Annotated in this window: 12 protein-coding genes; 6 read left to right on the forward strand and 6 right to left on the reverse strand. The window is 64.9% G+C overall.

The annotated features are described in order from the left end of the window. Nucleotides 1–90: 90 nt before the first annotated feature. Nucleotides 91–549, forward strand: a complete 459-nt coding sequence (locus QMK61_RS13450; protein WP_302072734.1) for a GFA family protein — start codon at nucleotides 91–93, stop codon at nucleotides 547–549. A 111-nt stretch (nucleotides 550–660) separates the two neighbouring features. Here QMK61_RS13450 and QMK61_RS13455 read toward each other — a convergent pair whose 3' ends face one another. Next, on the reverse strand, nucleotides 661–2,178 hold the full coding sequence (locus tag QMK61_RS13455; RefSeq protein WP_302072735.1) for an FAD-dependent monooxygenase: 1,518 nt from the start codon (nucleotides 2,176–2,178) through the stop codon (nucleotides 661–663). 88 nt (nucleotides 2,179–2,266) lie between these two features. On the opposite strand from QMK61_RS13455, the gene QMK61_RS13460 reads away from it, so the two are divergent. From QMK61_RS13460 to QMK61_RS13480, 5 genes are all read left to right on the forward strand, one after another. Next, the gene (locus QMK61_RS13460) at nucleotides 2,267–2,893 is read left to right on the forward strand and encodes a TetR family transcriptional regulator (RefSeq protein ID WP_302072736.1); all 627 of its coding nucleotides are present in this window, start codon (nucleotides 2,267–2,269) and stop codon (nucleotides 2,891–2,893) included. 323 nt (nucleotides 2,894–3,216) lie between these two features. After that, nucleotides 3,217–5,670 (forward strand): glycoside hydrolase family 9 protein, encoded by a 2,454-nt coding sequence (locus tag QMK61_RS13465; RefSeq protein WP_302072737.1) that lies wholly within the window; start codon nucleotides 3,217–3,219, stop codon nucleotides 5,668–5,670. Nucleotides 5,671–5,956: 286 nt separating this feature from the next. Then, nucleotides 5,957–6,235 (forward strand): type II toxin-antitoxin system RelE/ParE family toxin, encoded by a 279-nt coding sequence (locus tag QMK61_RS13470; RefSeq protein WP_302072738.1) that lies wholly within the window; start codon nucleotides 5,957–5,959, stop codon nucleotides 6,233–6,235. Nucleotides 6,236–6,249: 14 nt separating this feature from the next. Then, on the forward strand, nucleotides 6,250–6,549 hold the full coding sequence (locus QMK61_RS13475; RefSeq protein ID WP_302072739.1) for a HigA family addiction module antitoxin: 300 nt from the start codon (nucleotides 6,250–6,252) through the stop codon (nucleotides 6,547–6,549). A 585-nt stretch (nucleotides 6,550–7,134) separates the two neighbouring features. Beyond that, nucleotides 7,135–7,518, forward strand: coding sequence for a hypothetical protein (locus QMK61_RS13480; RefSeq protein WP_302072740.1), 384 nt, complete (start codon nucleotides 7,135–7,137; stop codon nucleotides 7,516–7,518). A gap of 353 nt (nucleotides 7,519–7,871) precedes the next feature. Here the strand turns inward: QMK61_RS13480 and QMK61_RS13485 are convergent, their stop codons facing one another. The 5 genes from QMK61_RS13485 to QMK61_RS13505 form a co-directional block, all read right to left on the reverse strand. Further along, nucleotides 7,872–9,155 (reverse strand): hypothetical protein, encoded by a 1,284-nt coding sequence (locus QMK61_RS13485; RefSeq protein WP_302072741.1) that lies wholly within the window; start codon nucleotides 9,153–9,155, stop codon nucleotides 7,872–7,874. A 170-nt stretch (nucleotides 9,156–9,325) separates the two neighbouring features. After that, nucleotides 9,326–11,290 carry an N-6 DNA methylase gene (locus QMK61_RS13490; RefSeq protein WP_302072742.1) on the reverse strand — a complete coding sequence of 655 codons (1,965 nt, stop codon included), beginning with the start codon at nucleotides 11,288–11,290 and terminating at the stop codon, nucleotides 9,326–9,328. A 263-nt stretch (nucleotides 11,291–11,553) separates the two neighbouring features. Beyond that, complete coding sequence (locus QMK61_RS13495) at nucleotides 11,554–13,818, reverse strand: GH92 family glycosyl hydrolase (RefSeq protein WP_302072743.1); 2,265 nt, start codon at nucleotides 13,816–13,818, stop codon at nucleotides 11,554–11,556. A 137-nt stretch (nucleotides 13,819–13,955) separates the two neighbouring features. Beyond that, entirely contained in the window at nucleotides 13,956–16,889 is a 2,934-nt protein-coding gene (locus QMK61_RS13500; protein WP_302072744.1) for an ATP-binding protein, read from the reverse strand. A 61-nt stretch (nucleotides 16,890–16,950) separates the two neighbouring features. Continuing rightward, nucleotides 16,951–17,322, reverse strand: a complete 372-nt coding sequence (locus QMK61_RS13505; protein WP_302072745.1) for a response regulator — start codon at nucleotides 17,320–17,322, stop codon at nucleotides 16,951–16,953. Nucleotides 17,323–17,364 lie beyond the last annotated feature (42 nt).

A 17,364-nucleotide genomic window follows, 5' to 3' on the forward strand; every position in this document is an offset into this window, starting at 1 on the left:
CCGGGCCACGCCTTGCAGTCCCGTGGGTGGCCGAGCAAGCTGCGCAGGGCCAGGACCGACCCGGCGCAGGATCCGCCACGAAAACCCGCCATGCCCGAACCCGAGGACCAACGCATGAATGCAGGCAGCCACGATGACGTAGTGAAGCTGGAAGGCGGGTGCTACTGCGGTGCGGTGCGCTACGCGGCCGAGGGAAAGCCCATGATGAAAGGGCAATGCCATTGCCGCGAGTGCCAGTACATCAGCGGCGGGGCGCCCCACATGTTCATGCTGATGCCATCCAGCGGCTTCCGGTATACCAAAGGACAACCCAAGCGGTTTTCACGCAGCGACCTCGAACGACCCGTCACGCGCGAGTTCTGCGCGGACTGCGGTACGCACCTGGTCACGCTGCGGCCGGACACCCCGGCCGTGATCCTCAAGGTCGGCACGCTCGACGACCCGGGCCTGTTCGGTGGCCCGCAGGTGGCCATCTTCACCATCGACAAGCAGGCCTTCCACCTGATTCCCGAGGGCCTGCCCACGTTCGAGCGCTTGCCGGCACGATAGGGATCCGGGTTTCCGTGGCGTCCGCGGCAGGTGCATCTTCGACCGCGAACATTCCTCCTGCCTGAGCCCGTGACGAAGCGGCGCGGAAGCTGAAAGGTTTTCGATTCCCCGCTATCCGGGCTGGCCGAACCATCGCGACAATGCCCCGGCCGCCTGGTCCGGGTCGGGCGCGGATTCGGCGACCCAGGCCACCACGCCATCGGGCCGCACCAGCACGGCGCCCAGGCCCAGCGTGTCCTTCGCGGTGCTGGCGACGTAGGCGATGCGGTCGCCCCAGCGCGTCGCCAGCGCCTGCAGCGGTGCGCGGGCATCGAAATCCAGCAACAGGCCCTGGCCCGACCTCAGCCGCTCGCCGAGCTTCGTGCCGTCGGCCAGTTCGAAGTCGGGCGCGCTGCGGCCCACCAGCGGGTGGTCGCTGCCGAGGTCGTAGCGCACGGAAATGCCCCATACGCGCTCGGCGAAGTAGGTGGCGCCGTCGCGCGTGCCGATGAGGTCGCGGAGGATCGCCTCGAGTGCGCGCGCATGCGGGCTCGGCCGCATCAGCGCGACCTGGGCGCGCGACCAGTCGAGCACCTGCGCGCCCACCGGAAGGCGTTCGCGCTCGTAGCTGTCGAGCAGGCCGGCCGGCGCGTCGCCGCGGATCGTCGCGGCGAGCTTCCAGCCCAGGTTCATCGCATCGCCGAAGCCCAGGTTGAGTCCCTGGCCGCCCAGCGGGGAATGGATGTGCGCGGCGTCGCCGGCGAGCAGCACGCGGCCCTTGCGGTACGTCGCCGCCTGGTAGGCGCGGTCGGTCCAGGTGGTGCCGGCCCTGAGCGCCGTCAGGGTGACGTCGACACCGGCGATACGCCGCAACACCGCCTGCACGTGTTCGAGCGTGAGCGGCCGGGTGCGATGGAACGCGCCGCCGTCGAAATCGGCCATGGCGATGTAGCCGGGCTGCCCCTGCATGTACATGCCCGCCGGCGTGTAGTTGCGGCCCGGGCGGAGTTTCCCGGGATCGGCGATATCGACCAGCACGGAATAGCCGGTGAACTCCGGATCGGTGCCGACGAAGCCGAAGCCGCCGACCTTGCGCACCGTGCTGCGGGCGCCGTCGCAACCCACCAGCCAGCCCGCGCGAATGGTCTCGCCGCCGGCGCGGAGGGTCACACCCTCGTCCGACGCCTCGAAACCCTCGACCCCGACGCCACGCCTCACCTCGACGCCCATCGCGTCCGCCCGCGCCGCCAGCACGGATTCGAGATGCGCCATGTCGCACGACACGTTGGCGACCGGCGAATCCGGCAGGCGATACGGCCACCGCGCGGCGTCGATGTCGTCGTAGTCGAACGGGATGCCGGCGAAATGCCCGGCCGGCCGTGGCGCGCCCGGGCCGCCCGCCATGGCGCCGCTGCCGAAACCGACGCCCGCCGCCGTCGGCATCGTGATGTCCTCCAGCATGCCGCGACGGTGGAAGGCGTCGAGGCTGGACGCCCACAAGCCGCGCCGGCCGAACGGAAGGCGCTTCAACGGCGAGTGCGGATCCGCGGCCTGCTCCAGCACCCGCACGGAGACGTTCGCGAGGCGCAGCTCGCAGGCGAGGAACAGGCCGACGGGGCCCGCACCGGCAATCACGACATCATGGGTCAAGGGACTATCCTCGAGCGGCCCGGCCGGGCCCGCCGATGGCAGCGAAAATTGTTACACTGAGTATAAGTTTTACGGAGCGAGCCTCGCCATGTCAAACCCGCCCGGTCTGCGCGACAGCAAGAAGGCCGCCACACGCCAGGCGATCTCGGACGTGGCCACGCGCCTGTTCATCGAACGCGGCTTCGAAAACGTCTCGATCGACGAGATCGCGCGCGCGGCGGGCGTCGCCCGCAAGACGGTGTTCAACTATTTCCCGCGCAAGGAAGACCTGGTCTTCGACCGCGAGGAGGAAAGCCGCGCGCTGGTCCGCCAGGCGCTCGCTGGCCGCGGCAACCAATCGCCCGTCCACGCCTTCCAGGCCCTGATGCGCGCCCTGCTGGAAGACCGACACCCCATCTTCAGGATCAACCGGCGCCCCCTCCGGTTCTGGCGCACCGTCGCCGCCAGCCCGGCCCTGGTCGCCCATGCGCACCGGCTCCGGGGCACGCTGGCCGACGATCTGGCCGCCATGCTGGCCGACGCGGCGGGCAAGCCGACCACCGATCCCCACGCCCGTCTCGCCGCCGCCATGCTGATGGACACCCTGGTGGTCGCCTACGGCGAAGCGCTGCGCGCCTTCCGCGAGAAACGCCAACCCGCCGCGGCTTTCGCGAGCGTATTGGAACGCGGCTTCACCGGCGTCAACGCTGCGCTGGCCGGAACGGCCTACGTCTGACCCCGGCCATCTCCCGGCGAGGCCTGAGCGACTGGCTTCAAGCGCCGCTTCGCCCCCCAACCGTTCACGCTGAGCGTAGCCCGCGCAGCGGGCGGAGTCGAAGCGCCGCGCCCAACCCGTCCCGCACCAGCTCGGCCCGGAAACAGAAGCGATACTGCAGCTACCGTGAAGGCGTGAAGCCGTACGCCCCCCCTTTTCCCGACGCACGCTTCTGCTAGTGTTAGCGCTATCACTTCCGCATGGAAACGATACCGATGGCCCGGCCCACCACGATCCGTCGCGCGCAGCCCCGTCCTCCCCTCCTGGCCGCGGCCGTCCTGACGATGACGGCCGCCATCGCGCCGGCGACCGCGCAGCCGGCAGCGCAGCAGACGCTGACCCTGAACGACAAGGGCTACTACGCATCCCGCGGTTTCGACGTGCTGGTCTTCAGCAACCGCTACGACGGGCTGTTCAGCGGCGCCAAGATGAGTGGCGTGGAAATCATCGACCACGACCGGCGCATCGCGACCAATGGCGACGTCCGGCTGTCGGCCACGCCCGGCCAGTGGGATCCGACCGGCACGTTCGCCAGCCGCAAGGTCGACCCGGCCAGGGGCAGCATCGACGTCCGCCTGGCCTACCCCGACTACAGGTTCGCCTACCGCATCCACGCACGGCAGGACGGCGACACGCTCGTCGTCAGCGTGGTGCTGGACCAGCCGCTGCCCAAGGCGCTGGAAGGCAAGGCCGGGTTCAACCTGGAATTCCTGCCCTCGGCCTACTTCCACCACAGCTATTTCGCCGACGGCGTCGCGCATCCGTTTCCGCTGTATCCGTCCAGCGGGATGACGCACGTGGCCGCGGGGCAGCGCCCCGAGCCGCTGCCCTTGGCCCGCGGCCACCGCTTCGTGCTGGCCCCGGACGATGCCCGCGTGCGGGTCACGGTGGCCTCGGCGGACGGCACGATCGGCCTCTACGACGGCCGCGACCAGGCCCAGAACGGCTGGTTCGTGCTGCGCCAGCTGCTGCCCGCCGGCAAGACCGGCACGGTGCTGCAATGGACGCTCGCCGGCGCCGGCGATCCGGACTGGGTGCGTCCGACCGTGATCGGCCATTCGCAGCTGGGCTACGCGCCGGGCCAGCGGAAGATCGCGGTGATGGAACGCGACCCAGCGAGCCCACCAGGCGGCCAGGCGCAGCTGCTGCGCGTGCTGCCCGACGGGCGCGAACAGGCCGTGTTCAGCGCCACGCCCGTGCCCTGGGGTGACTATCTACGCTACCGCTACAGCCGCTTCGACTTCAGCCGCGTGGCCACGCCGGGGCTCTACGTCATCGCCTACGACGGCCAGCGCACCGCGCCGTTTCCCATCGCGAAGAATATCTACGCCGCGGCGTGGCATCCCACGCTGGACATCTACCTGCCCGAGCAGATGGACCACATGCGGGTGGTCGAGGCCTACCGCGTGTGGCACGGCGACTCGCACCGCGACGACGCGCGGCAAGCGCCGGTCAACCACGAACACTTCGACCTGTACGCCCAGGGGCCGACCACCGACAGCCCCTACCAGCCCGGCGAGCACATCCCCGGCCTCAACGTCGGCGGCTGGCTGGACGCGGGCGACTACGACATCCGCACGCAGACGCAATACGCGATCGTCCGCGCGCTGGTGCACGCCTGGGAGGATTTCCGGCCCGCACGCGACACCACCACCGTCGACTGGGCCACTCGCCGCGTCGACCTGCACCAGCCGGACGGCGTGCCGGACATCCTGCAGCAGATCAAGCACGGCACGCTGCAGCTGGTCGCCCAGTACGACGCGGTCGGCCACGCCATCGACGGCATCATCGCCCCCGACCTGGCCCAGTACCGCCACCTGGGTGACGCGGCGACCAAGACCGACGGCCTGGTCTACGACCCGTCGCTGAAGGCCGGCGAGGTGAAGGACGGCCGCAGCGGCACGCCGGACGATCGCTGGGCCTTCACCAGCCAGTCCAGCGCGCTCGACTACGGCTCGATCGCCGCGCTGGCCGCGGCCTCGCGCGCGCTGCACGAGCTCGATCCCGCGCTGGCGAAGAAATCGCTGGCCATTGCCGAGACGACCTGGGACCGCGAGCACGCCCACGCGCCCCACCTCTACCAGCACGGCAACACCACCGGCGGCCCGCTGCAGACCGAGGAGTTCGACGCCGCCATCGAGTTGCTGGCGACCACCCGCCAGCCGAAGTACGCCGCCCGCGTCGCGGCACTGTGGCCGTGGGCCGCCAGCCACTTCATCTTCACCGCCAGCGAGGCCGTCCGCGCCCTGCCGTACATGCCGGCCAGCTACCGCCGCCACGTCGAGGCGGCGGCGCGCGACTACGCCAGGCGACGGGCAGCGCTGCGCCGGGCCAACCCCTACGACGTGCCGATCACCGAAGGCGGCTGGGCCGGCAACGGCGCCATCGTCCAGTTCGCCATCACCGCCTACGCGCTGCACACGGCATTCCCGCACATCATCGACGGCAAGGACGTCTTCCGCGGGCTGGATTACCTGTACGGCACCCACCCTGGGTCGGACCTGTCCTTCGTCTCGGCGGTCGGCGCGCGCTCGAAGGAAGTGGCCTACGGCCACAACCGCGCCGACTTCAGCTTCATCGCCGGCGGCGTCGTGCCCGGCGTACTGATCGTGAAACCCGACTTCCCCGAGAACAAGGAAGACTGGCCGTACTTCTGGGGCGAGAACGAATACGTCACCGACCTGGGCGCCGATTACATCTACCTGGCCAACGCCGCCAATGCGCTGGTCGGGCATTGAGGAGCGTGGCGACTCATATCGCGTCAAGGAAAGCCTGACTCTGTTCGTCATCCCAGCGAGGCGCTTTTTAACAGCCGTTCACGCTGAGCGTAGCCCGCGCAGCGGGCGGAGTCGAAGCGCCCTCGCCCTATCTCCGATCTTGAGCCTTCTCAACGACCGCCGCGCGCGGGATGGACCGCCGCTTCACCAGCCTCAACGCCGCCATGCCGTCCGAAACGGCCACATCCGATTCCCGGCTTCCCCGGCACGCCCTGCAATTTATCGCTTACCGATATACAATCAAGCCATGATCAGGAGCTTCGCCGACAAGGACACGGCAGCCCTCGCGAACGGCGAGCGTGTGCACCGCTGGATCAACATCGAGAACGTCGCCCGCCGCAAGCTGGCCCAGCTCCATGCAGCCACGACGCTGGACTTCATGCGCGTCCCGCCGGGCAACCGGCTGGACGCCCTGAAAGGCGGTCGCAACGGACAGCACAGCATCCGCATCAACGACCAGTTCCGTGTCTGCTTTGTCTGGAAGGATGGCAACGCCTACGGCGTGGAAATCACGGACTACCATTGAAACGAGGTGACGACATGACCCGCAAGACCCCGCTTCCCCCGGTACATCCCGGCGAGATCCTGCGCGAGGAGTTCATGAAGCCGTTCGGCCTCTCGGCCAACGCGCTGGCGAACGCCATCGGCGTGACCGCCGCCCGCGTGAACGAGATCGCCAACGAGCGACGCGGCATCACCGCCGACACCGCCCTGCGGCTGGCCGCGTACTTCGGTACGGACGCGCAGAGCTGGATGAACCTGCAAAAGAACTACGAGCTCGAACGTGCCCGCCGCGAACTGGCCGCCGAGCTGAAGCACATCCGGCCACGCGCGGCGTGATGCCGGCAGCGGCTGGACTCACTCGTCCGGAAATCCTGTTTCTGACGCACCCGAGACGTACTTGGAGCGTCTGCCATACCCGAATCCTCACGATCATGAGGATTCTGTGCCATTCGCCTCGTTTCCAGGCTAAATCCTCACGATCGTGAGGATTTTCTGGCGCAAGCTCCCTTCGAAAGCCCCTCGCGTCATTCCTGCGAGGCGCTTTTCAACAGCCGAAGGACTGGTCAAGCGCGAATCCAATGACTTTGGCCCCTTTTAGTCGACCAAGGCGCCCATTCACTCCCTTTGCGAAAATAACGAGTTCTCGCCGATGTATTTACCCAGGCGCTTTATGGATTATGGCGTGACGAACCAAAAATAATAATAACTTTCGCACCCTATAGAAAATCGAGGACTACAAAATAAAGTCCTTCCCCTACAGATTTTACCTTCCCTTTTCTCTACGATAAAAACTGCAGCATTCCATCGCTGCCAACCGGAGGAAACTCACCAAAGAAAATCTGCAAGTCCAAAAAAGCGCGGGCCGCATGGGCGAGCACCCACACGACCCGCTAACCACAACCAACTTCGAAGGAGTTGACCATGGCTAAGCCGCATCATACGTCACCCGCCCACGCCAGTGCGCGCACCCGCATCCCCCTCAACCCGCTCTCGCGCCGCTACTGGACCGTCGACGAGGCCACCCCCGAGCAGATAGACGCCGCCGCCCTGGCCGGCATCATCACCGGCATCCACGCCCTCGCCCGCGTCCTCGCCAACAGCGAAGCCTTCCGCGAGATCCATTCCAGCAGCGAAAGCGACACCATCGAGCCCGGCCGCAGCCCCCTCGACCCCACCACCACTGAAGGCCTCTTCGCCGCCCTCTACTTCCTGAGCGAGCAAGCCGAAGAGATCAGCCAGTTGCCCGTATCCAGACTCAGCCGTCGCCCAGTCGATCCCATCGCCCCGGACAACGTGCCGTACTGAGTTCCAAGCACTCTACCTAGCCAGGCTGCCGAATTAAGGTCGCCTGGCCAACCCGAACGAATCAGAACCAAGGCGACAGAGAGCATCGAGAGATCCGGTCACTTGTGCAACGACGATGTTACTTACCAGGGGCGTTTAACTTCCTCCGCCCTTTAGGGGGGGCTGATTTTGCTCGTCATCCCAGCAAAAGCTGGGATCCAGTGTTTGTAGGTCGTTGAATACAAAGGCACTGGATTCCTGCTTTCGCAGGAATGACGGGCAAGAGGCCTATTGATCAGGCCTTCCTTAGCGGTCATTCCGGCCCAGGTCAAATTGTCTTATTACCTTTCCCGTAAAAGCCAATGCATTCCAGTTTACGAAATCATGACGTTGAATGAGGAAGTGTCTCCCAAAAGATACAAGGCCAACAAACGCTCGGCTCTCTCAGCCAGAGCGTTTTCCGTGGCATCTGCCTCGACACGGAGTTCAATCGCGTGCTCCATAATATCTGCAATCTGATTTTCCTTCTCTTTTCCGAGCCTTACAATTGGAATATTGCGTACATCCTCTGGGTCTAGGTGTGGAATGGATGTACCGTAGGCATTTCGAATGACAAGCGGACGTCCTAGTTCTGGATGGCCTAAGGCAGTAAAAAGGTAACCAGGTCGCACGTTATCAACCCGTGGAATAATTCGGATCAAATCATGTGAGAAGAAGGCATCCTCGTGCCTCTTCGTCATAAGGGATACGCTACCATTAAGACCATAGACCTGACCCGAGCAAGCCATCACAATCCATCCTTCTTTGACACGAAATGCGTCCGGATCATCGGTCTGTTCGATAATGACCTTCTTTGTAGTGTTTGGATTTATAGAAAATAACTCGTCAGCGCTCAGATAACGATCGCCCTCGTCGCCAAAGATACGCTTAAAGCGCGTCATCCACCAAACCCCATCCGTGATGTCACCGAGTTTATCGATCTGCAGCGAAGCACGATGGAACTGCGACAGAATGTTTGTTGCTTCAGGGGAATAAAAAGTCGCCTCTAATCTGCGTCGCTTCCCAATAAGCGCACTAGCCAAAACAGAGAAGGCTACTTCTGCGTGACTCGCATCGTCAGGAACACCGATCGCATCCGAGAAGGTCTTTTCTGCGACGCACTGCAGGCGCCAAGCCTTATTTCTTAGATCCAAGATCTTCTGTGCTTCTTGCTGAAACTCCGCCAAAATATCATCCCGAGGAACCGGAACCGGTAGGTCATGTATATGGCTCGGTTCAAGATGCTTAATCATGTGCCCGTATTGGGCAGAGGTCATCATCTCAAGTGCGGGCGTCGAGCGGAAATAAGCGTAAAGCCAGCCCCAGTACAATGGATTCGTCGGTGTTATGCGTAGGAGGTCATGTGAAATGAGAGCCCCCTCATGTGCCGCATAAATCAAGGTCGCACGCCCAACACTCCCCGAACATGTAATAACGATCGTACCGTTCTCGATAAAGCGTTCCGACGAGCCAGCAGTCCGATCTAACGAAAGAAACTTGCGTGGGCTAGGCCTCAAATCAAAAACTTGCGTAGCAGCAAGAAAGGGAGTACCGAACTCCCTATCGAGTTGAATACCTTTGAGCCTGGAAGGTTGCCAAGCGGTAGCAAGCTTGGACATGACAGGGGGTTTGATCGGCTGGGCTGCAAACGACAACCGAATGCCATAGCCGCCCGACAGATAACTCGCTGCCTCCATCCTTCGATCGCCACGCTTGAGCGTAGACGCAGAGATCGCAGTCCATTTAGCGCTATGCCAAGGCCAGATCGTCTGACCTTCGCGCGGAGCGCTTAGCTTTGCTCGGATAGCCATTTGCGGAATGCCTGCGCGATCTGAATAGTGTTGTCGTCCACAACTTTTTGGAAGGTTTTCTGCTTTTTATAAACCGGCTTACCGGACTCGTATTCGCGGATAGTTTCCTCCGTCTCCTGGACGATCTCATTGCCTCTTTTATCGCGGACATAGGTTTTATTTCCACGCTTATCGTGTCCAACATGAGACGCAAGAGCCATGAACACTGGATAGTCGTTCATAGCATCCGCTGCAGTTTCAATCGCAATCTCTTCCGCCGTCTTCTTTTGAAGAATAAGAACGCTGGTCTGAACGCTGACATTCGGCTGAAAGGTATCTGCATGGAGATCAATCGAAGCCAGGATGCGTGTATGCCGGAGAATCCAGTCACGGACGTAGCCGAGGCCGGGAGAGCCGAGGATTCCATCTGGCAATACCATTGCGACACGTCCTATCCCGGGCTTAAGAAATTTGACGCACCGCTCAATGAATAGAATTTCAGGCGGTTGAGATTTTTGAACGCTGGAACCCTTGACCCATTTATCTTGGCTTGCACTATATGTCCAAGAGTGACCCAAATCATATTGTTCCAAGATTGAGGGTTCATCTATCGGTATCTTTGATCCGAAAGGTGGATTGGTAAAGATCAGATCCACATTTCCAATGAGGCTTCTTTTGCGAAGCTTTTCTTCCCAAGTCGCCGGGCTTGCTAAGGAGTTGGCCTGAAAAAGACCGCCAGCTCCGTCGTTATTCATGACCATGTTCATCTTAGTGGCTTTTACAAGCTCCGGATTGAAGTCAAGGCCAATAATCGAGTTACCAGCAAACTTTGCGATACGAGCAGGAATCTTCGCTTCGGCGCGTGCAAGATCCCCCTTCCATTTTTCGCGTTCAGACGCTCTAATTTTCTCTATAACATGATTCATCGCGGATATGAGAAACCCCCCAGTTCCGCATGCCGGATCTAAAATAGTTTGACCCTCGCGTGGATCGAGCATGTTGACTGCCATCTCACAAATATTGCGAGGCGTAAAAAATTCTCCGCGGTCACCACGTAAATTAGACCCTACGATCTCCTCGTAAGCATGACCCTTTACATCGACATCGCTTTCCAGAAGAGAATACATTTGAAGCTGAGAAACAATGTAGGATAAAACCGTGGGATTTAAAGCTACGACGTCATTGGTCTGAAAGATTGCCGGATAATCTGCTTTAACGGCATTGAAAAGCTCTTCGATTCGCCTTTTAACTTTCAATTGGCCGTTCAGGCTGTTTCGTTCATTAGCAGCCGCATAGAACTGAACTTCTGAACTTTCACGTTCATCGTGAATCTTGGCGAAGATTAGCTTCAAGAGTTCCCAGAATGCTTGCGGTTTCTGCAACCCCTGATTGCCAGCAATGTAGTTGTGACAACGCCGAAAAGCGAACAATAGAGCGTCAGATGAAGCCGGCTTCAATTGTTCAAATTGTGGGCGCTCGGCATCTTCCTCGGTCTGACCAAAGCTGGGGAGATCAGGAATCTCTTCGAAACGAATTTTTCCACGGCTCTCGAGCTTGCGGTAACAGAAACGCTCCAAACCATTTGTCCACATTCCATAGATAGCGTTAGGACAAGCTGCCATATAGCTTTGAAGCTGACCAACCCCTTCTTTCTTGTCTGTAGCCTTAACTTTCTTCTCTTTACACTCGACGATAATGTAAGCATTACTTTGCTCGTGGCCTTCATCCTCTTCAAAAATGACGATGTCAGCGCGAGGTTTGCGACTTCCCAAGCGAAGGGCAAACTCAACTGCAACATCTGACTTCGGATAGTCGTATTCCCTAACCAGTGACTTTAAAATCTCTTGGCGAACATATTCTTCGGGTGTTTCGACGCGCTGGGTTCTGCCGTCGATGAAATCTAGAACTCGGCCCTGCTGCACTATTACAGCCGTAGGGAAGAGAGGAGCGATCGAGTCAGCCATGAATGAATCTCTTTTGCGACATGCACTTTGCGGCACCAACGGCGCAGCAACCTAGGACTCTGACACGGCTGGGTTGCTAAGGCCAGCGCCAAAGGGCGCGGACTTTGCCCCTTGGTGATCGCAGAGGCTGCGACCGTGCTTTTCTGGATGAATCTCAAGCGCCGGAGCCAAAGCCTGGGTCAGGGTGCACTGTTCGAACGACCGCTTCTGACCGACCATAGCGTCGCCCAATTCTTATCTCAAATTTGTCCAGTCCAGCAGTGTTAGTAGGCATCACCACGCTCCACACACAACCCAAACCCCGGATCCGACAACGAAGGCGGCGGCGTCTTCGTCCCCCAGCCTGAAGGCTTCGAGCCCATCACCAGCCGCAAGGTGCCGCCGTCGGCGATCTGCCCGTGCCGGAACCAGGCGGTGTCCAGCGGCTTGCCATTGAGCGTGGCGGATTGCACGTAGCGGTTGAGGCGGTCGCGGCGGAAGTTGTCGGCGACGATGCGGAAGGTCTTGCCGTGGCCGAGGTCGATGTCGACCTCGGGGAACGAGGGGGTGCCGATCAGGTATACGTCCTGGCCGGCGTTGGGGTAGAAGCCCATGGACTGGAAGGCGTACCAGCTGGACATGGCGCCGGAGTCGTCGTTGCCGGGGATGCCGGCGCGGCTGTCGCTGAAGTCGCGGCGCAGCAGGTCGATGATGCGGTCGGCGGTGCGGTCGGGGCGGCCGGCCCACAGGTACAGGTCGGGGATCAGGAAGCCGGGCTCGTTGCCCATGTCGAAGTGGCCGCGCTCGAACAGATGGTCGAGGCGCTGCACGAAGGCTTGCTTGCCGCCGGCCAGGTCGATCAACCGGCGCACGTCCTGCGGCGCGTACAACGAGTAGGTCCACAGGTCGGCTTCGTAGAAGAAGTCCGGCCAGGTGCCGCGCTTGACCAGGTAGGGCGCGGCCCAGCGGCCGTCGGCGTTGCGCGGGCGCAGGAAGCCCTTGATGCCTTCCTGTTCCAGCGAGGCGTCCCACAGGTTGGCCCAGTTGCCGGCCTGCTTGGCGTAGCGCTTCGCTTCCTGCGCATGGCCGAGGCCGCAGGCGAGTTCGGCGATGGCGAAGTCGTCGTAGGCGTATTCGACGGTGCGCGAGCCGGCGCGCTCGGTGGGCTGGGCGATGTAGCCGAGCGTGTTGTAGGTATCCAGGCCGCCGCGGCCGTGCTTGCGCGGATCGGCCGGCGGCACCTGGGCGTCCTTCAGCATCGCCTCGAGGCCGGTGGCGTAGTCGATGCCGGTGAGGCCTTTCACGTAGGCGTCGGCTACCAGCACGTCGGCGTTGCTGCCGCCCTGGGTGCGGCCGTTGTCGTTGCCGACGCGGGCGTCGGGCATGTAGTCGGCGTGGCGGTAGGTGTCGATCAGCGAGCGCACGATGTCGCGCTGGCGTTCGGGCGCGATCAGGGTGAGCAGCGGGCCGTCGCTGCGGAAGGTGTCCCAGATCGCCTGGAAGTCGTCGTAATAGGGTTCGTTCGACGACCACTTCGGATTCTCGCCGGTGTGGTCGGAGGGCATCATCATGGTGTGGTAGAGCGCGGTGTAGAACGTGCGCCGTTCCACCTCATCGGCCCCGTGGATCTCGATGCGCGACAGCGCCCGGTTCCACTGCGCCACCGCCGCCTGGCGCACGGCGGCGAAATCCCAGTCGGGGATTTCCTGCTCGGCGTTGCGGCGCGCCTGCGCCACGCTGATGAAGGAGATGCCGACCTTGGCCTGGATCGCCTGGCCGGCGGCGACACGGTAGTCCAGCGACGCACCGATGTCCTCGTCGGCATCGGTGTGCGCGTGGTGCGCGGCATCGAGCTTGTGGCCGAGCCAGGTCCGCGCGCCCGGCGCCGGCGTGTCGGTGCGCAGGTAGAAGTACACGCGGTATTCGCCGCCTTCGTTCCAGCCGCCGATGTAGCGGCCCACGCCTTCGATCTCGTGGTCGGACACCACCTCGACGTCGCCGCCGAGGAAGCGCTGGTCCTCCGCGCCGGTGCCCACGCCGAGCGCGTGCTGCAGGTCCACGGTGAGGTGGGCGTCGCCCGCGTCGGCGAAGGTGTAGCGGTGCAGGCCGGTGCGGCGGGTGGCGGTGAGTTCGACGCGGGTGCGGTAGCGGCTGAGGGTGGTCGCGTAGTAGCCGGCGCCGGCGTCCTCGTCGCTGCGCGGCGAATGGATGTCCGCCGGATCCAGCGCGCCGGTGACCGGGGCCAGCAGGATGTTGCCGTACTTGCCCGCGCCGCCGCTCAGGTGCAGGTGGCTGAAGCCCACCACCTCGCCGGTGCTGTGGTAGCCGGTCTTGTACGGCTTGCCGTCGAAGCTGCGCACGTCCGGGCCGAGCTTGACCATGCCGAACGGCACCGTGGCGCCGAGGAAGACCTCGCCGTCCGCATCCACGCCGATGAACGGGTCGACGTCCTGCGCGTGGTCGGCGGCGCGCGCCCCGGCGGCGAGGGCGAACAGGCAGGCGAAGGCGACCCAAGCCCCACGGCGGGGGTGGCTGGCGAACCGTTTCATCGTGGGCGGATCCTTGGCGGCGGTAGTCGGAAGGAACAGGGTTGCCGTGCGTGGGCCATCATGGCGCATCGCGCCGCGGGGGTGAACCGCCGGCAAGCGACGCACCCATGCACCGGCCGCCGCGCCCGCGCATGGGCTCAATCCGCCGCGGTGCTCGAGATGGGCAGCGTGATGGTGCAGTGCACGCCTTCGGGTGCGATGACGTAGCTCGTCTCCGCCTTGAGCTGGTAGGGCAGCGCGCGCTCGATCAGTTCGCGGCCGTAGCCCTTGCGCGCCGGCTCCTTGTCCGCGTCGAGCCGGACGGGCACGCCGCTTTCGCGCCATTCCAGCCGTAGCCGGCGCTCGCCCTGCGCCGTGCGCTGCACCGACCAGTCGATCGACAGCCGCCCTTCCGGCCGCGACAGCGCGCCGTATTTCAGCGCGTTGGTCGCCAGCTCGTGCAGGCCCAGCGCCAGCGTCTGCACCGTGGAGGAACGCAGCCTCACGTCGTCGGGCCCGGCCAGGCGGACCTGCCCCGCGTGGCCGCCGCCATCGGTGATGCCGAGGCCGGCCAGCTCGGTGCGGATCAGTGCGCTGAAGGTGATGCGGTCCTGCTCGCTGAGCCGGGACAGCAGGCCGTTCACGCGCGCCAGCGCTTCCAGCCGTTCGCGGAAACGCGTGCGGAAGTCCTCGAACGAGGCGGAGCGCGCCAGCGTGCGGTCGGTGATGGACAGCACCACGCCCAGCAGGTTGCGGGTGCGGTGCTGCAGCTCGGCCACCATCACCTTGTTGCGTTCGTCGCTGGCGCGCAGCTCGTCCTCGCCCTGCCTGCGCACGCGCAGCAACTGCAGGTGCGCCCAGACGCGGGCGAGCAGCTCGCGGCCGGAGAACGGCTTGACGAGGTAGTCGTCCGCGCCCGCCGCCAGGCCTTCGATGCGGCTTTCCTCGCCGGCGCGCGCGGAGAGCAGGATCACCGGCATGCCGCGCAGCGCCTCGTCCCCGCGGATGGCGCGCAGCAGGCCGAAGCCGTCGAGGTTGGGCATCATCACGTCGGCCAGCACCAGGTCCGGACGGCGACGGCGGATCGCCGCGAGCGCCGCCTGGCCGTCCGCCACGGTCTCGACGTCGAGCCGCCCGCCGAGCAGGCCGCGCACGTAGGCGCGCATGTCGGCGTTGTCGTCGGCGACGAGGACGCGGGCGTCCGGGCCGGGCAGCGAGGCGACCAGCGTCACGGCATGCGGCGGCGGCGCGGCAGCGGGCTCGTCCGGCAGCCAGCGCAGCGCTTCCTCCACGTAGGCGGTCGCCCGGATCGAGGTGGACGCGAGCCTCCGGCCACCCTCCACGCCGCCTTCCGGCCGGTGCGCCGCGCCCAGCGGCAGCCGCACGGTGAAGGTGGTGCCGCGGCCCGGCGCGCTGTCGGCGTGGATCGTGCCGCCGTGCAGCTTCACCAGCTCCTGCACCAGCGCGAGGCCGATGCCGCTGCCCTCGTAGGTGCGGCTGCGCTGGCCCTCGATGCGGTGGAAGCGCTCGAACAGGCGCGGCAGCTCGTCCGCCGGCACGCCGACGCCGGTGTCGCGCACGGTCAGCTCGGCCTGCCCGTCCACCACGGCGAGGCGCACGGCGATGCCGCCCTCGAAGGTGAACTTGAAGGCGTTGGACAGCAGGTTGAGGACGATCTTCTCCCACATGTCGCGGTCGACGTGGGCGACTGCCGCGAACGCCGAGCAGTCGACGTCGAAACCGAGGCCCGCCTTCTCGCAGGCCGAGCGGAAGTTGCTGGCGAGGTCGGCGGTGAAGGCCGCCAGGTCGGTGGGCTCGAACGCGGCCTGCACGCGGCTGGCCTCGATGCGCGAGAAGTCGAGCAGCGAGTTGACCAGCTTGAGCAGGCGCAACGCGTTGCGCCGCGCGATGTCGAGCCGGTCGCGCTCGGCTTCCGGCAGGCCGGGGCCGGCCAGGGCGTCTTCCAGCGGACCGAGCATCAGGGTCAGCGGCGTGCGGAACTCGTGGCTGATGTTGGAGAAGAACCGCGTCTTGGCGCGGTCGATCTCCGCCAATGCCTCGGCGCGCCTGCGCTCGGCCTGGTAGGCCAGGGTGTCGGCGATGGTGGAGCCGACCTGGGCCACCAGCAGCTCGAGGAAGGACCGGTAGGACGGGTCGAGCCGGCGGTGCGGGTTGAGGCCGGCCACGAGGATCGCCCGCGCCGCGCGGCCGCCGGGCAGGATCACCGGCGCGAGCCACGCCTGCCGCGGCGGCTCGGACCAGTCACCGGTGGGCAGGCGCCGCCCGGCCAGGTCCTCGAGCAGGCGCGGCTCCTCCAGCGCGTCCGCGAACGGCCATGCGCCGGACCCGTCGAGCGGGATCTCCGCACGGTCGCCGGACCCGTCGGTCGCGCCCATCAGGGTCGCCGCGGCGCCGTCGTCGGACAGCAGATAGAGGTACGCGAACGGGATGTCGCGGCCGTTCCGGGCCAGCACCGCGACGGCCTGGCGGCAGGCGGCTTCCACGCTCTCGGCACGGCGCAGCGCGGCCAGCTCGCGCAGCGTTTCCAGCCGGCGCGCGCCGATCACCTTCTCGGTGGTCTCGATGACCGGGCAGAACACGCCGCAGACCTCGCCGCGCTCGTCGCGGATCGGGCTGTAGGAAAAGCAGAAGTAGCCTTCCTCGGCGTAACCGTGGCGTTCGATCATCAGCAGCAGATCGTTGGCCGTGTACGGCTGCGCCTCGTCCAGCACGCGCCCCAGCATCGGCCCGATCTGCGGCCAGATCTCGCGCCAGCAGTCCTCGCCGCGCTGGCCCAGCGCGGCGGGGTGCTTGTTGCCCAGGATCGAGGTGTAGGCGTCGTTGTAGATCAGGGCCAGCTCGCGGCCCCACCAGCTCACGATCGGGAACGAGCAGTCGAGGCAGGTGCCGACCGCCGTGCGCAGGCTCTGCGGCCACTGCGCCGGCGGACCGAGCGGCGTGGCCGACCAGTCGTGGGCGCGGACGAGCCTGCCCAGTTCGCCGCCGCCGGGCAGGAACGCCAGCGCCGGGTCGGCGCCGGGCGAAGGCGCGGATGCCATGGCGAGGGACGGGTTGTCGAGATCTGCGTTCATCGGTTTCCTCCCGCCTTCCCGGGCGGCACCGCCTTGGGCCACGCACCTGGGCGGCGCGTCGTCAGCGGTCGAGCAGGCTCGCCAGGCAGCCGATGAGCATGCGGGCCTGCACGGGCTTCTGCAAGCGCGGCAGCGCGGCATAGGCCGGCGGAATGGCCTCCGGGTCGTAGCCGGTGGTGAGCACGACGGGCACCCGGTCGCGGAGCAGCCGGTCGATGAGCGGGAAGACGCGCTCGCCGCCGAGGTTCACGTCGAGCACGGCGACGTCGGCGGCATGCCCTTCGTCCAGCGCCTGCCGCGCGGCGTCGATGCCCGGAAAGGGACCGACGACCCGCCAGCCTCCCATGTCCAGCGCGGCGCCCATGGCGTCGGCAATGAGGTAGTCGTCCTCCACCAGCAAGACGGCACGCCGGCTGTTGTCTTCGGCACCCATGGGCGTAGCGGCTCACCGGTTCACGACGGACATTCGAGGATG

Origin of the sequence: Fulvimonas sp. R45, assembly GCF_030504985.1 — a bacterium.
GTDB lineage: Bacteria > Pseudomonadota > Gammaproteobacteria > Xanthomonadales > Rhodanobacteraceae > Rhodanobacter_A.

Excerpts from the sequence above, each read along its gene's own strand:
- QMK61_RS13450 (WP_302072734.1), top strand. The coding sequence starts at position 91 with ATGCCCGAACCCGAGGACCAACGCATGAATGCAGGCAGCCACGATGAC.
- QMK61_RS13460 (WP_302072736.1), top strand. The coding sequence starts at position 2,267 with ATGTCAAACCCGCCCGGTCTGCGCGACAGCAAGAAGGCCGCCACACGC.
- QMK61_RS13465 (WP_302072737.1), top strand. The coding sequence starts at position 3,217 with ATGACGGCCGCCATCGCGCCGGCGACCGCGCAGCCGGCAGCGCAGCAG.
- QMK61_RS13470 (WP_302072738.1), top strand. The coding sequence starts at position 5,957 with ATGATCAGGAGCTTCGCCGACAAGGACACGGCAGCCCTCGCGAACGGC.
- QMK61_RS13475 (WP_302072739.1), top strand. The coding sequence starts at position 6,250 with ATGACCCGCAAGACCCCGCTTCCCCCGGTACATCCCGGCGAGATCCTG.
- QMK61_RS13480 (WP_302072740.1), top strand. The coding sequence starts at position 7,135 with ATGGCTAAGCCGCATCATACGTCACCCGCCCACGCCAGTGCGCGCACC.
- QMK61_RS13485 (WP_302072741.1), bottom strand. The coding sequence starts at position 9,155 with ATGTCCAAGCTTGCTACCGCTTGGCAACCTTCCAGGCTCAAAGGTATT.
- QMK61_RS13490 (WP_302072742.1), bottom strand. The coding sequence starts at position 11,290 with ATGGCTGACTCGATCGCTCCTCTCTTCCCTACGGCTGTAATAGTGCAG.
- QMK61_RS13495 (WP_302072743.1), bottom strand. The coding sequence starts at position 13,818 with ATGAAACGGTTCGCCAGCCACCCCCGCCGTGGGGCTTGGGTCGCCTTC.
- QMK61_RS13500 (WP_302072744.1), bottom strand. The coding sequence starts at position 16,889 with ATGAACGCAGATCTCGACAACCCGTCCCTCGCCATGGCATCCGCGCCT.
- QMK61_RS13505 (WP_302072745.1), bottom strand. The coding sequence starts at position 17,322 with ATGGGTGCCGAAGACAACAGCCGGCGTGCCGTCTTGCTGGTGGAGGAC.